The sequence below is a fragment of the Pantoea rodasii genome (assembly GCF_002095465.1).
Classification (GTDB): Bacteria; Pseudomonadota; Gammaproteobacteria; order Enterobacterales; family Enterobacteriaceae; genus Pantoea; species Pantoea rodasii.
Genome location: NZ_MLFP01000003.1, coordinates 119,885 through 135,066, shown reverse-complemented (window position 1 = coordinate 135,066; position 15,182 = coordinate 119,885). Strand labels below are relative to the sequence as shown.

Below are 15,182 nucleotides of genomic sequence, written 5' to 3'. Positions count from 1 at the left end.
CAATAAAAACGAACAAATAATTAAGGTGCAACATGAAATATTTCATGCGAAACGCTATTGCTGTCATTTTTCCTTTATTCTTAATGACCGGTTGTGATGAAGAAGCAACTGCACCCCGTGAAGCAGAGTTGCCTGAGGTTTCTATTTTGAAGATGTCTCCACAGCCGCTGGTATTAACCCGACAACTTCAGGGTCGCACTTCCGCGCCAGAAATCGCAGAAGTGCGACCTCAGGTAAACGGTATTATTCATGCCAAGCTTTTTACTGAAGGGGCAAGGGTGAAAGAGGGACAACCCTTATTTCAACTTGAGACTGAAGTCTACGCCAGTCAGTTAGAGCAGTATGTTGCTAACCTGTCCGTTGCTCGCTCGTCGCAAACCGCCGCAGGTTCGAAATTGAATCGAGCGAAAAAAATAATTGCACAACAATATATTAGCCAGCAAGACTATGACGATCTCAATGCCGCCTATCAGCAAGCTCTAGCCAATGTTAAAGCAAGCGAAGCACAGGTTAAGAGCGCGAGAATCAACTTAAAATACACCACTATCGTCGCACCGATTTCAGGACAGATTGGTCGGTCTAATATCACCGTAGGCGCTTTAGTTACAGCCAATCAAACTGATCCATTGGTGACGATTCAGAAAATAAATCCTATCTATCTTGATTTCAGCCAGTCTGGTGAAGACTTTCTGCAATTAAGACGCGAGGTGGATGCAGGGAGTGTAAACGCTATTCCTATCAACGTGCATATGTTTTTACATGACGGAACACGGTATGAGCAGCAAGGTAAATTACAATTCGCAGATGCCACTATTGATGAAAGCACCGGTTCGGTTAGCCTACGAGCTAGCTTTCCTAATAATAAAAATTACCTTATTCCTGGCATGTTTGTACGTGCTCAGGTTGACGTTGGCAGACGTGAAAATGGCTTTTTAATTCCGCAAAATTTAATTTCACGAGCCGCCAATGGTGACGCTAGCGTATTAGCCGTCAATCAGCAAAATCAAATCACCTCATTGCCACTTTCGTTGGGGAGAACCGTAGGCAATCAATTTATTGTTGAAAGTGGAATTTTGGGTGGCGAGAGAGTGATAAAAGAGGGAGCCAGTGGTCTGGAGTCGGGCACTGAAGTCGCCATCAAAGCACTTTCTGAAAAGGAATAAATTATGTTTTCGCGATTTTTTATCGATCGGCCAGTGTTGACCATTGTGATCTCCCTGCTGATTATATTTTCAGGTGCCTTGTCTATCCTCACCATGACGATAGAGCAATATCCTGATATTGCGCCGCCAGGCGTGACCGTCACTGCAAATTACACCGGCGCATCGGCTGGAACGGTACAAAATAGTGTGACACAAGTTATCGAGCAGCAAATTAAAGGCATTGATGGCCTACTCTATTTCTACTCAACCAGCAGTGCCGCAGGTCAAGCACGCATTCTCCTTAGTTTTGCTCAGGAAACTGATCCTGATATTGCCCAGGTTCAGGTACAAAATGCGGTGAATCAGGCCCTCACCCGCCTACCGCAGGAAGTTCAGCAACAAGGTATTACTGTGACAAAATCACAAGGCGATAGCTTGATGGTGGTCGGCTTATATGATGAAACTGATGCGATGAGTAGCGTTGATATTAGCGACTTTCTCGTCAGCCATTTTCAGGACCCACTAAGTCGAGTGGATGGCGTGGGCGAAACCACGGTTTTCGGTGCACAGTATGCCATGCGTATCTGGATGGATCCGGTCAAACTTCATAGTTTGGGGCTGATGCCCTCCGATATTCAGACCGCGGTTGAAGCACAGAACGCTCAGGTGACCAGTGGTGAGCTAGGCGCACTACCCGCGCCCGAAAACCAGGCGATGACTGCCACTGTTACCAGCCAATCACGCCTGCAAACCGTCAGCCAGTTTAATAATATCCTGCTACGAACCAACCGCGACGGGACAAAAGTACTGCTCAAAGACGTGGCCAGGGTTGAACTGGGTGCGGAGAATTATCAAAACCAAACGCGCTTAAATGGCCACCCTTCGTCAGGCATTTCCATTCAGCTGTCATCCGGAGCGAACGCACTCGCGACAGCTGAAAATGTGAAGGCAGAAGTCGCCAGACTCAGTCACCTACTTCCATCGGGGATGAAAGTCGCTTACCCGCGCGACAGCACGCCTTTCGTCACGGTGTCGATCGAAAAGGTGATTTAAACTCTGGTCGAAGCGATCATCCTGGTGGTTCTTGTGATGTATATCTTCCTGCAGAACTGGCGGGCCACGCTGATTCCCGCCGTCACCGTTCCGGTGGTGTTGTTAGGCACGTTTGGCCTGCTCGCCGCATTTGGCTACAGCATTAATACGCTCACGCTGTTTGCGATGGTGCTGGCGATTGGATTGTTAGTCGATGATGCGATTGTGGTGGTGGAAAACATTGAAAGGATCATGTCGGATGAAGGCAAAAGTCCGCGCGAAGCCACCTTACAATCGGTGAACGAAATCACCGGCGCACTCTTTGGTATCGCGCTAGTACTCTCTGCGGTGTTTATTCCGATGAGTTTTTTTGGCGGATCGGTCGGAATTATTTATCGTCAGTTCACCTTCACCATTGTAGCGGCCATGGCGCTCTCTGTGTTTGTCGCAATGACGCTGACCCCCACACTGTGCGCGCTTTTTTTAACACCACAAAACCATCGCGCACCGCGCTTGTTTCGCTATTTCAACCAGGCAATTGATGCAGGGCAGAAAAGCTATCTCAAAAGCGTCGGATATGTACTTCGTCGTCCTCTGATATTTCTCGGACTCGCCGGGGTACTCGTTTTCATTTTGCTCTTTAGCTACACCCGCCTGCCCACCAGCTTTCTGCCGGTTGAAGATCAGGGGTCGGTGATGTTACAAATCTCTGCGCCGACCGCTTATACCATGGCGGATACACAGCGTGCTGCCGATGAGGTTGCCCGCTACTTCATGGAAGAAGAGAAAGATAATCTCAACGTGGTGTTTATGGTGGTGGGTCGCAATAATGCCGGCAGCGGTCAGAATGTCGCGATGGCGTTCGCCGAGCTTAAACACTGGGATCTGCGCAGCGGCAGTGAAAATACAGCACAGGCGATTATCGCGCGCGCCAACCAGCACTTTCGCCATTTTGGTGATGTCTCGGTAAGCGTTCTTTCACCGCCTGCCGTAAGAGGTTTGGGACAATCGAGCGGATTCGAACTCTGGTTACAGGATCAATCGGGAGTGGGCGGCGATAATTTGATTTCCGCCCAACAGAAAGTGCTGGAGCAATCTCAACAAGATCCGAAACTCACCGCTGTCCGAATTAATGGGTTGGATGCCAAAGCGCAACTGCAAATCGACATTGATCATGACAAGGCCACAGCTCAGGGATTAACCCAATCTGATATCACCGCAACACTCTCATCCGCCTGGGGCGGAACCTACATTAACGATTTTCTGGATCGTGGAAGGGTAAAGCGCGTGTACATGCAGGGCGATATGCAATGGCGTTCGGTTCCCGAAGACATTGAGCAGTGGTATGTCAGAGGCGATGATGATCAGATGGTCTCTTTTGCCACTTTTGTTAACTCACATTGGGTGACCGGGCCACAGATGCTACAACGCTTCAATGGTGTTGCGGCGGTGCCTTTTCTCGGTTCCGCTGCAGAGGGCGAGAGTTCGGGTACCGCAATGACGCAGATGCAAACCATCATTTCGCAACTGGATGGATTTACTCTTGCCTGGAGTGGATTGTCTTATCAGGAAATCGCGTCATCAGGTCAAACACTCTATATCTATGTACTCTCCGCCATCTTTATTTTTCTCTGTCTGGCGGCCTTATATGAAAGTTGGTCGGTGCCACTAGCCGTGATTCTCATTATCCCGCTGGGCATTTTAGGTGCGGTATTGGCAACCAGCGCATTCAGTTTCGATAACGATATCTATTTCCAGGTAGGGATGCTCACCACCATGGGATTGACAGCAAAAAACGCCATTTTAATTGTTGAATTTGCTCAGGCGCAGATGAATGCGGGCTCACCCATGTTGCGCGCCATTCTTTCCAGCGCACTGTTGCGTTTAAGACCGGTGGTGATGACATCATTAGCCTTCATTGCGGGTGCCGTGCCGTTAGTCATCTCCACTGGAGCGGGTGCAATCAGTCGACAGGAGATCGGTGTCGCCGTAGTGGGTGGCATGTTTGCCGGCACAGTGCTATCTCTTGCTTATGTGCCGCTGTTTTATGTACTAATTCTGCGCGCGGTGATATGGTGCAAAGCCAGATTTAGCCCGTCATAAAGAAAAAACCGCATTAATATAAGGCAGTTACAATGACTCAACGCCCACAAGGAAGACCGATGAAAGCACGCCCGCGTATTTTGAGCGAGGCCTGCACGCTGTTTTTAGAGCAGGGGTTGGATGTTTCATTGGACAGTATTGCCGTCCAGGCGGGCACCACGCGCCAAACGTTGTATAACCACTTTCCGACGAAAAATGCACTCATCCTCGAGACCTTTCAATTTCTCCTCGATGAGATGCAACCTTCCGTTCGGGTGATTGTGGAAGATGAGAGGCTGCCGCTGGCAGAAAGTTTGTTAGGTTTAGCCAGCCTTGTACAGAATCATTTTTACCGTGAAAAGTTCGTCAATTTCCAGCGCCTGCTGATTCAGTTGTTACGTCAGGATCCTGCGCTATTTGACACTCTACAACAGCGCCCTTCTCAGCGCGTCAAAGCCGCGTTGGTGCTGCTGCTGGATAAAGCCAAAGCGCGCGGTGAAATTGACGTTGAGGATACCAGCGTCAACGCCGCGTGTTTTCTCGGCTCAGTCATGGGCTACCTTTTGCCAGCCACGCTAATTTCAAAAGAATTGCCGGATAAACAACTGCTTGATGCCATCGCCCATAACAGCGTTGCCGTATTTCTCACCGCCTGGCACTATCGCCACCCGTAATACACTCGCGCAGGGTGATCGGATGAACCATTAGGGTGCACTTGTGCACCGTAAGCATGCAAGCCTCCGGTTATTCAGACGCTTTTTTCCTCAAAACGCCGATATTACTCTGGCACGGCAATTGCTTATTTCTATTTACCGCATCCTGCACGTCAGGAACAGGCGCCGTAGTCTGGTAAGCGGTTTGTGGCGCAGTGCCACTCCAATACATCGAATTCAGGCGAAGAAGCCCCACCGGCAATGCTGTCGGCGGGGCTTTTTTTATTGGAGTAGAATTATGAGCAAGTTAAAAGCGTGGTTTCAGGGACCACAAGACATCACCGAAGCGGAAGCGGTGGAAGATTATGCTGTTGGGCGCGTTCCCTCCCACTATCGTTGGCCAATCCCGGCCATCATTTTAGTGTTACTGGGAAACTCGACCGCCATGTTTTGGTTCAGCCTCGGTGCGGATATCAGCTATCAGGTCGGCTGGCCGCTGCTGCTGTTACCGATCGGATATATGGTGGTGTTTGCGACCTTAATTGGCTCCTGCATTATGAAAATGGCCAGTAAAGAAGGCCTGTCGCTCAATCTGATGACGCGAGGGTTGGGCTTCGGATACATGGGTTCGGCCTTTACCTCACTGATCTATGCCATCAATTTTATTTTTTACTTCTTGTTTGAAGGCACCATCGTGTCGCATGCCATTGCGAACTATGCGGGTGTCCCGGTTAACTCCGTTACCGGCATTGCGATTTTTGCATTGATGGGATTGGCGGCAATCTGGTTTGTTTGGAAAGGCATGTCGTCGATGCAGTTCTTGCAAACCTGGGGCGTGCCGATCTTCATCTTGCTGTTCGGTTTCTGCATCTGGCAACTCACGCACCATTATCCATCGGTGGGCTTCGGTGGCTGGCAGCCTAAAGCGGAAGTCGACAGCAATGCGCTGTGGTTAGTGATGAACATGGCCAATGGACAAATTGTGTTTCAAGGCCTGATGGCGACTGATTATGGCCGCTTCGCTCGTCCCGGCGTCAGCCATAAAGGCACGGCGACTATCATGCTGGGTATGCTGATTCCGATTGTAGTGGTGATGCTGTTCGGCGCGTTTATGGCATATACCTTAATGCCGCACATTCAGGGACAGGATGTTTGGTCACTGGCTTTAGACCCTGGCTTTGTGTTCCCGCTGATTATCGGACTGACCGGCGTGCTGTTTGCCGTGATCACGCAGATTCGCATCAACGTACTTAACCTCTATTCAGGCTCCATTGCGCTGTCGAACACCATGGATATGGCGTTTAACTATCGTCCTGGCCGTCAATGGTGGATGCTGCTGGTCTGGTTATTAGGTGTGGTGTTTTACGTCTGCAACATTCTGCAGTACACCGGTACTTTCCTGTCGATTACCGGCATTCTGACCAATACATGGGTGTTCATAATCCTCGCTGACTATTATGTCTGCCGCAAAGTGCTGCACCTTGCGCCGTCAGATTTTGTCGAGTTCCGCAAAGAGTATCTGCGGATGTGGAACCCAAGTGGCGTCATTGCCCTTTGCGTTGCGGTGGCCATTGGTGCCGCTGGCGTACTCGGTGTTTATCCTATGGTGTACGCGTCGTTCATCGCCATGCTGGTGGGGCCTGTGCTGCACGTTGCAATCAGCGTCGCCACGCGCGGTCGCTATTACTTCAAGACGTTCCCGCAAGATATGCAGACCAACTGGAAACCTTCTGATGCCTATCAGGGACCAAAGCCCGTCTTCAATCCATTGCTGAGTAAGGAGGCTGAATAATGAACGTTAAGGTTGCCACAATTCAGTTTGAACCGACGCAATTTCGCAAAGATGAAAACGTCACTCATCTGCTGCAACTTGCCAGCCAGGCGGCCCGTGATGGCGCGCGATTGATTGTCATGCCGGAAATGGCCACCACCGGCTATTGCTGGCAGGATCGTGCGGAAATTGCACCTTTTGTAGAAACCGCTGATGGCGTCACCAGTCAGGCTTTCGCTGCTATCGCACGGGAGTTCCAATGTTATCTGGTGTTTGGCATGCCGGAGCGTGACCCTGTCACAGACATCTATTACAACAGTGCTGTTCTAGTCGGCCCGCAAGGTGTGATTGGCGTTCATCGCAAAACCCACCCTTATATTTCTGAACCCAAGTGGGCTGCCAACGGTGATGCCGGGCATCAGGTCTTTGCCACCGAAATTGGTAATATCGCCTTGCTGATTTGCATGGATATCCATTTTATCGAAACCGCTCGCCTGGCGGCGTTAGGCGGCGCGCAAATTATCTGTCATATCAGTAACTGGCTGGCTGAACGGACACCCGCGCCCTACTGGTTAAATCGCGGTTGGGAAAATGGCTGCGCCTTGATTGAAAGCAATCGTTGGGGCTGGGAGCGCGGCGTACAGTTCAGCGGCGGCAGCTGTATCGTTGATCAGAATGGCATCGTTCTGGCTAGCCGTGATAGCGGCGATGGTGTGATAGCAGCCGAGTTAACGCTGTCTGCGGAGAATCCTTCACTGCGCAAACGACGCCCTGAGCTGTATCAGCGCCTGATGACCAATACCTTTATGTGGAATCCGCAGGATTTCTTTGGCTTGTACGGCGGCGATCCCCTGCCTGCCGCCAAAGATTCACGTATCGCTGTAGCGCAGTTTCATCCGGCCAATAACACTGCTGAAAATCTTTCGGTGATCCGTCATTGGGCCGAACAGGCAAAATCACGCGGTGCTGAACTGCTGATTTTGCCAGAGCGAGCGTTGACAGGGGGCGAAGGTAAGAATAATGCGCTTACGCTAAACGATGCGCCAATTCAAAGTCTGCTGAAACTGGCGATTGAACTGGATATCGCGTTGTTAACTGGATTTGCCGAATGCGAAGGTCAGCAGTTTTATAACAGTGCGCTATTGGTAAGCAGTGCGGGATTGAGCGCGCACTATCGACAAATCCACCTCAGCGAAAGCAATCAGCAATGGGCCAGTGCAGGCAATCAGTGGGTAACCTGCGATCTGCCTTGTGGACGCGTGGGGATTCTGCTGGGCGAAGATTTGCTGGTACCAGAGGCAGCACGCATTCTGGCATTGGAAGGATGTGACATCATTGCCTGTCCCGCCCAGCTCAACACGCCAATCCCAATGGCGCATGCCGGGACGGAGATCTCGCACGCCTGGCCGATTCCGCGCGGCGCCGACCCTTACCACTGGTTATTGCCTCGCGTACGCGCGGGCGAGAATAATGTTTGGCTGGCCTTTGCCAACTGGACGCCAGCGACCGGCGTGAGTTTTGGGCTGAGCGGCGTGTTTGGCCCGGATACTTTTGCGTTTCCACGTACCGAAATCAAAGTGCCGGGCACGGATGGTTTAGCGGTACTGGATATTACGACCGGGTCAGCAGAAACCGCATATCCTAATCATGTGGTAAGACGAAAGGATCTGGTATTGATGCGTCAACCGCACTATTACACCCCGCTCGTGTTGACGGCCAGCCAGTAATCACATACAGCGGCTTATTATATCTGCAGCGAATTGAACATCGGTGCATAAGCCGCTCGCGTTTAATCTAATGTGCATATTTATGTTTTGGCGGCCATCCTGCCGCCAAAACAGGCAATGAAAGACGTTAAATCATCAGGAGTGACTATGTCTGCACCACCACCACCAAAACGTGTCATTCCAATTGGCATTCTCTACTCCGTGTCCGGCGATTATGCGGTGATCGGTCGCGAAATGCTTAACGGTATCCTGCTGGCGATTGAAGAGATCAACGCTAATCCTGATTACCCCTTTACCCTCGCCCCAGTGGTGCGCGATCCCGGCGGCTCGCTGGATAAATATTATGACTACTGCCACGACTTACTTTATCGCCACGGCGTACGTCATGTGATCGGTTGCTACACTTCAGCGGCGCGTAAAACCATTCTCCCGTTGATCGAAGCCGCCAACGCTTTGTTGTGGCACTCGGCGCGCTATGAAGGTTTCGAAAGCAGCAACAGCGTGATTTATCTGGGTGCGGCGCCCAATCAGCATGTATTGCCGCTCCTGAATTGGCTGTTGCAGCAGCAGGATGTCGAGATGTACCACGTTGGATCGAACTACGTCTGGTCATGGGAGATGGATCGCATCACGCGTGAAGCGGTGATCCCGGCCGGAGGCAAGGTATTAGCCAGTAAGTTACTGCCGCTGGGTGAAGAAAATGTCGATGAGTTGATTGCCGATATCATCGCACAACGGCCTAAGGTGCTGCTGAATACCATGGTGGGCAGAAGTGCCTACAGTTTCTACCGCGCCTGGCATCGGGCCAGCCAACAGCAGCCATGGCTTAACGACGTCTTAAAATCAAGCCTGACGCTTTGCGAGCCGGAAGTGGACATGATTGGCGCAGAAGCCCTCGAAGGATATCTGGTCTCAGCGAGTTGGTTCCAGTCCATCGACAGTGCCGCCAACCGCGATTTTTTACGCTGCTATCGCCAGCGTTTTGGCGAAGGCGTGTCACCCTCGGTTGACAGCCAAACGGCCTGGTTAGCGGGACACCTGCTGGCGCGCGCTATCAACCGTCACGGTGATGCTGACGTAGAAGGCGTGCGTGCTGCCGTGCTTAAAGATGAGATGGATTCCCCCGCAGGACCGATTCGTGTTGATGCCGATAACAATCACTGCTGGCTGACGCCGCATCTGGCACGTTGTCATGAGGGTAAGCTAGAATGTTTTTGGCAGGCACCACAGCCGGTGAAGCCCGATCCCTGGCTGGCTTGGGTCGATCTCGATAATCTGACTCAGGATGGAGAGCGCACATGAGCCGAAAAAACGTGCAAATGCGCGGACTCAAGGTGTGCGTAATTGGCTGTGCGGATCGTGATAATCATCATCTGGAGCAACAATTTTCCCGCATGGGCATTCAGGGAGAATTTTGCGCGGCCTTCCCAACCGAAGCACAACTGGCTGGACAACAATTACTGGTGTTCGATGGCGACAACCCAGCGCTGTTTCATCCCACCAACAAATTGCCCTGGCCTGCGTTACCCAAAATTGCGCTCACCGCGATGGAAACCCCTTCGCGCCTTCAGTGGATCACCGAGCAAAAAATTGACAGTTATATGCGAAAACCGGTGCGTTTCGACGGCGTGATGACCGCCTTCACACTGGCGCTGGAAAGTGCCGCGCGCATCAACCAACTGGAAGCACAATTAAAACGCCAGGAAGAGCGTCTGCGCGCACGCAAGTACCTGTTCTCCGCACAAATACTGGTGATGAAAGAACTACAGTTAGGGGAAGATGATGCCTACAATCTGCTGCGTCACGCGGCAATGGCGCAGCATATGACGATTGAGAATCTCAGCTGTGAATTTCTCAATAACACAACATCCTGGCTAAACCTGCTTAAAGTGTTGGCGGTGGAGAAATTATAAAACGGCCCTGCCAGCGAAAAACACTCACTCCATCTGCGCATTAAGTTCGCGCACATAGTCGAGAAACGCCTGCAGCGGTGCGGGGATCAAGCGGCGATCGTTATAGTAAAGCCACAGTCCAGAAAAACTCTGCCACCACTCGCTGAGAATCGGTTGCAGGCTGCCATTATCCAGCACAGGTTTTAGCCAATCTTCAAACAGATACACTACCCCTGCACCGGAAACTGCGGCCGCGACAGTGAGATCCATGGCCGCGCCGATGCTACATATCAATGGCCCTTTCGGCTGTAAACGCACCACCTCTCCGCCCATTTCAAACTCCCAATCGGAGATGACGCCAGTGGCATAGCGACCATACAAACACCGGTGTTGCAACAGTTCACGTGGATGCTGCGGCGTGCCAAATGTGGCTAAATAGGCAGGAGACGCCGCTGCAGCAAAACGTTGCACGCGTGGTCCAATCGGCAGCGCCACCATATCCTGCTCAAGATGGTCGTCGTAACGGATCCCCGCATCACAGCCATCGCGGAAAATATCCTGCACATTGCTTTCCGCCACCACTTCCAACTGGATATCGGGATAGCGTGCCAGAAAACCGGGGACGATAGCGGGCAAAACCAGCCTGGCCGCGCTGACGGGGACATTCAGGCGCAGCATACCGCCCGGCGTACTGCGAAAATGATTCAGCGAATCGAGTGCCGCATCGACTTCATTCATCGCGGGCATTAAGCGCATCATCAGCGATCTACCCGCTTCAGTGAGCACCACCGTGCGCGTGGTGCGATTAAACAGTCGCACGCCCAACTGCTGTTCTGCACGCCTGACGGCATCACTTAGACGTGAAGGATTACTGCCGGTCATCCGAGCCGCTTCACGAAATCCGCCCGCTTTTGCTACGGCCACTACCGCATGCAGCAGTGCAATATCCAATGCCATTGTTCGCCCTTCCGTACACTGTGTCCCGATTTAACCGGATAGTTGCACAGCGATCTGTCGATTACAATCTGTACACACATCGACGAAGGAGGTTTCCATGTCTCACAACGTAAATACTTATACTTTGGGCGATCGTCAGGTTAAACGCCTCGGTTACGGCGCCATGCAGCTCGCGGGCAAAGGGGTATTTGGTCCACCAGCCGATGAAATCGTGCGCTGCAGGTGTTACGTGATGCAGTGGCTGCTGGGGTGAATCATATCGATACCAGCGACTTTTATGGCCCGCATATTACCAATCAACTCATTAAGAAAGCCCTGCATCCCTATTCCGACGACCTGGTGATCGTCACCAAGGTCGGTGCCCGTCGTGATGCTAAAGGCGGCTGGTTACCCGCTTTCTCGCCTGATGAGTTGACGCAGGCGGTGGAAGATAACCTGCGCAATCTTGGTCTGGAGGTGATGGAGGTCGTGAACCTGCGTTCGATGCTTGACGTGCACGCACCGGCAGAAGGCTCACTGGAACCGCAGGTTGAAGCGATGATCAAGCTAAAAGAACGCGGCTTGATTAAACATATTGGTCTGAGCAATGTCACTGCCAAACAAGTGGCGGATGCGCAGAAAATGACGCCGATTGCCTGCGTGCAGAACCTTTACAATCTGGCCAATCGTCAGGATGAAACTCTGGTCGATCAGTTGGCAGCCCAGGGCATTCCTTACGTACCGTTCTTCCCGTTAGGCGGTTTCTCGCCGCTGCAATCCGAGCAGCTCACGGCGGTGGCAGCAGAGTTGAATGCCACCACATTACAGGTCGCGCTGGCCTGGTTACTTCAGCGTTCGCCTAACATTCTGTTGATCCCGGGCACCTCATCACCGGAACATCTTCAGCAGAACCTGGCCAGTGGCGATCTGGTGCTGAGTGCCGATGTGGTGCAACGCTTAAACAGCATCGCTTAACCCAGCAGGGTGCGGCTTGAGGGCCGCACTTGCCTGTCTTGCCCGCCTACGATCGTGAGACGATTCCCGCCTCGACCAGGCAAGCCTTTAGCATGCCAAACGCGTCCTGGCACTGCCGCTCATCGACGCAGGCATACCCCAGTAGCAAGCCGCGTCGCTCCTGCTGATGCATATAATATTGTGACAGAGGCCTGACCTTTACCCCGCGTCGCAGTGCCAGTGCGGCAATGGCCACATCATCACATCCAGCCGGTAAATTCATCACCAGATGCAAACCTGCCTCATGATTAACTCTCGGCATAAAATCAGCCCCCAGATAACGCTCAATCAGACCAGCTAAAAAGCGACGTCGCTGACTGTAGAGTTTGCGCATGCGGCGAATATGCGCCATGTAATGCCCTTTCTGGATAAACTCCGCCAGCGCCCGCTGCACCAGTAAATGCCCGCCGCGATACAGTTCCGCCGCCGCCACGCGCAGCGGATGCGCCAGCGCTTTTGGCACCACTAAATAACCGAGTCGCAATGCCGGATAGAGCGTTTTGCTGAATGTACCCATGTAAATCACCGGTGCATCGGGTTCAAAACCCTGCAGCGAGGGAAAAGGCTGACCGGCGAAGCGAAATTCACTGTCGTAGTCATCCTCCACCAGCCAGGTTTTATGCTTGCTGGCTAAATCCAGCAACTGTTTTCGTCTTTCAAGGCTGAGGTGGACGCCGAGCGGGTATTGGTGTGACGGTGTCACAAAAATCACCTTCGGCGCCCGCGTGCGTGGCGGTAAATCCGGGATAATTCCTTGTTCATCTACCGGCATAGCCTGTATTTTCAGGCCGTTTATGCGCAACAGATTCCGCGTGCCCCAATAGCCTGGCTCTTCAATCCATGCGCTATCGCCGGGATCGCAGAGTACGCGCGTCACCAGATCAACCGCCTGATGAATGCCTTCGGTGATGATGATTTGATCCGCATCCGCACGCACCGATCGTGCCACACTGAGGTATTCCGCCAGCGCCTGGCGCAGATGCGGGCAACCGCCATTGCTGCTGTATATCAGGCGATCGATGTCAGGCTCGCGATTCAATCGCGCCTGAATCTGGCTGAACAATTTATGCGGGAACTGCGTGACATCCGGTGCGCCCGGTACAAACGCGCCCCATTGATAAGGCGAAGCGTTGGCATGGCCTAACAACGATGCACCGCGTTTTGAAATCGCCGCCGTTTTCACGCTGAGCGGCAGCGTCAGTTCATCACTGCGCGGGCTGTTCAAACAGCCTTCGGGCAGCGTTTCGGCAATCCAGGTTCCGCTGCCGGTGCGCGCCGTGACATAGCCTTGTGACATCAAATGTTCATAGACATTGATGACAGTATTACGCGATACCGATAACTCGCGCGCCATATCACGCGTAGCGGGTAATCGCGTGGCACGTGGAAAAATCCCCTCGGCAATTGCCGCCTGCATACAGGCCAGCAAACGCTGCTGCAACGTCCCTTCCGGCATAAACTGCAAACGCTCTAATACATGATCGGCGTACAAACTCCGCAATTGGCTCCATCCTTTTCTCTAAAAGTGGCTCTGGCAACAAACCTTAGCGCAGGGATAAATAAGCGTGTTTGTTGTGATTTGTAAAGACGCTTATCGCTAAGGAAAGGTTATGGAAGGTAAAAACAGCCAGCTGCAGCAACGCAAAGATGACGCCCTCCCACGTGGCACCGGAAATCTGTGCCAGTGGTATGTCGAGCAGGCAGAGAACGCGACATTGCGTGACGTTGAAGGCAACAGCTGGATTGATTTCGCGGGTGGGATTGCGGTGCTGAACACCGGCCATCGTCATCCCCGCATTGTGAAGGCTATCGCTGAACAGTTAGAAAAATTCACCCATACCGCGTTCCAGGTGACGCCGTATGAAAGCTATGTTGGCCTGGCAGAACGCATCAACCAGGTGGTGCCAATTGCTGGCAAAGCCAAAACCGCGTTCTTCTCTACCGGTGCCGAAGCGGTGGAAAATGCCGTCAAAGTGGCGCGAGCGGCAACGCGCCGTCACGGCATCATCACGTTTGGCAACGCTTTCCATGGTCGCACGTTCATGACCATGGCCATGACCGGCAAAGTGGCCCCCTATAAACGCGACTTCGGTCCAATGCCAGCCTCGGTGTGGCATGCACGTTATCCCAATAGCGTCACCGGCATCAGCGTTGAGGATGCCATGGCGAGCCTGCACGACATCTTCACCCAGGACATCGCCCCGCAAGACGTGGCTGCAATCGTGCTGGAGCCCGTACAAGGCGAAGGCGGTTTCCATATCGCCCCTGCTGAATTCTTAGTCCGCTTGCGCCAGCTGGCCGATGAACACGGCATCCTGCTGATTGCCGATGAAGTGCAAACTGGCTTTGGTCGTACCGGCAAACTGTTTGCCATGGACCATTACGATGTCAAACCCGATCTGATCACCATGGCGAAAAGCCTGGCAGGCGGCATGCCGCTGTCAGCGGTCAGTGGTCGCGCAGAGATCATGGATGCGCCCGGCCCAGGTGGACTCGGCGGCACCTACGCCGGCAACCCGCTGGCGATCGCAGCCGCCCATGCGGTGCTGGATATCATTGCTGAAGAACAACTGTGTGACCGCTCGGTACAACTCGGCGCGCAACTGGTTGATTTCCTGAACACGGCACGTGCCAACTGCTCTGCCATTACCGACATCCGCGCATTAGGTTCGATGGTGGCAATGGAATTTGCCGAGGCGCAAACGGCACAGGCAATTCAGCAGCAGGCAATGGCACGCGGTTTACTGCTGTTAACCTGTGGTCCACAGGGCAATGTGATTCGCTTCCTCTATCCGCTCACCATACCGGATGCGCAGTTCAGCCAGGCACTGGATATTCTCAGTGGCGTGTTGAGTGCCCACCAGGATTCGTAGATATCCGCTCAACTGACTCAGCCCGCACGGTGGGCTGAGCAGCTTTCCTGCTGCAGCCAG

9 protein-coding genes and 2 pseudogenes are annotated in these 15,182 nt (G+C 52.7%); 9 read left to right on the top strand and 2 right to left on the bottom strand.

The genetic code is table 11. The features are described 5' to 3' along the window. The first annotated feature begins 32 nt into the window (after positions 1–32). The 7 genes and pseudogenes from HA45_RS05160 to HA45_RS05130 all read left to right on the top strand — a co-directional run bounded on the left by HA45_RS05160 (position 33) and on the right by HA45_RS05130 (position 10,320). On the top strand, positions 33–1,163 hold the full coding sequence (locus tag HA45_RS05160) for an efflux RND transporter periplasmic adaptor subunit (protein ID WP_100703944.1): 1,131 nt from the start codon (positions 33–35) through the stop codon (positions 1,161–1,163). A gap of 3 nt (positions 1,164–1,166) precedes the next feature. Continuing rightward, positions 1,167–4,277, top strand: a pseudogene (locus HA45_RS05155) (efflux RND transporter permease subunit). Positions 4,278–4,336: 59 nt separating this feature from the next. Continuing rightward, positions 4,337–4,930, top strand: a complete 594-nt coding sequence (locus HA45_RS05150; RefSeq protein WP_240629285.1) for a TetR/AcrR family transcriptional regulator — start codon at positions 4,337–4,339, stop codon at positions 4,928–4,930. Between the two features lie 277 nt (positions 4,931–5,207). Further along, complete coding sequence (locus HA45_RS05145) at positions 5,208–6,701, top strand: purine-cytosine permease family protein (protein WP_100703946.1); 1,494 nt, start codon at positions 5,208–5,210, stop codon at positions 6,699–6,701. Further along, positions 6,701–8,407: a nitrilase-related carbon-nitrogen hydrolase gene (locus tag HA45_RS05140; protein WP_100703947.1), complete on the top strand. Its 1,707-nt coding sequence runs from the start codon at positions 6,701–6,703 to the stop codon at positions 8,405–8,407. The genes HA45_RS05145 and HA45_RS05140 overlap by 1 nt, the downstream gene beginning before the upstream one ends. A gap of 147 nt (positions 8,408–8,554) precedes the next feature. Continuing rightward, entirely contained in the window at positions 8,555–9,709 is a 1,155-nt protein-coding gene (locus HA45_RS05135; RefSeq protein WP_100703948.1) for a transporter substrate-binding domain-containing protein, read from the top strand. Then, complete coding sequence (locus HA45_RS05130) at positions 9,706–10,320, top strand: ANTAR domain-containing response regulator (protein ID WP_100703949.1); 615 nt, start codon at positions 9,706–9,708, stop codon at positions 10,318–10,320. The genes HA45_RS05135 and HA45_RS05130 overlap by 4 nt, the downstream gene beginning before the upstream one ends. A gap of 24 nt (positions 10,321–10,344) precedes the next feature. Here HA45_RS05130 and HA45_RS05125 read toward each other — a convergent pair whose 3' ends face one another. Continuing rightward, entirely contained in the window at positions 10,345–11,256 is a 912-nt protein-coding gene (locus HA45_RS05125) for a LysR family transcriptional regulator (RefSeq protein WP_100703950.1), read from the bottom strand. A gap of 97 nt (positions 11,257–11,353) precedes the next feature. Between HA45_RS05125 and HA45_RS05120 the strand changes: the two are divergent. Further along, a pseudogene (locus tag HA45_RS05120) lies at positions 11,354–12,210 on the top strand (aldo/keto reductase family oxidoreductase). Positions 12,211–12,256: 46 nt separating this feature from the next. Here the strand turns inward: HA45_RS05120 and pdxR are convergent. Beyond that, positions 12,257–13,750 carry a MocR-like pyridoxine biosynthesis transcription factor PdxR gene (pdxR, locus tag HA45_RS05115; protein WP_205960980.1) on the bottom strand — a complete coding sequence of 498 codons (1,494 nt, stop codon included), beginning with the start codon at positions 13,748–13,750 and terminating at the stop codon, positions 12,257–12,259. 109 nt (positions 13,751–13,859) lie between these two features. Here pdxR and gabT point away from each other — a divergent pair, with 109 nt between their 5' ends. Next, positions 13,860–15,122, top strand: coding sequence for a 4-aminobutyrate--2-oxoglutarate transaminase (gabT, locus tag HA45_RS05110; protein WP_100703952.1), 1,263 nt, complete (start codon positions 13,860–13,862; stop codon positions 15,120–15,122). Positions 15,123–15,182 lie beyond the last annotated feature (60 nt).

Bases quoted from the DNA above. Each gene is read 5' to 3' on its own strand.
- HA45_RS05160 (WP_100703944.1), top strand. From the start codon at position 33: ATGAAATATTTCATGCGAAACGCTATTGCTGTCATTTTTCCTTTATTC.
- HA45_RS05150 (WP_240629285.1), top strand. From the start codon at position 4,337: ATGAAAGCACGCCCGCGTATTTTGAGCGAGGCCTGCACGCTGTTTTTA.
- HA45_RS05145 (WP_100703946.1), top strand. From the start codon at position 5,208: ATGAGCAAGTTAAAAGCGTGGTTTCAGGGACCACAAGACATCACCGAA.
- HA45_RS05140 (WP_100703947.1), top strand. From the start codon at position 6,701: ATGAACGTTAAGGTTGCCACAATTCAGTTTGAACCGACGCAATTTCGC.
- HA45_RS05135 (WP_100703948.1), top strand. From the start codon at position 8,555: ATGTCTGCACCACCACCACCAAAACGTGTCATTCCAATTGGCATTCTC.
- HA45_RS05130 (WP_100703949.1), top strand. From the start codon at position 9,706: ATGAGCCGAAAAAACGTGCAAATGCGCGGACTCAAGGTGTGCGTAATT.
- HA45_RS05125 (WP_100703950.1), bottom strand. From the start codon at position 11,256: ATGGCATTGGATATTGCACTGCTGCATGCGGTAGTGGCCGTAGCAAAA.
- gabT (WP_100703952.1), top strand. From the start codon at position 13,860: ATGGAAGGTAAAAACAGCCAGCTGCAGCAACGCAAAGATGACGCCCTC.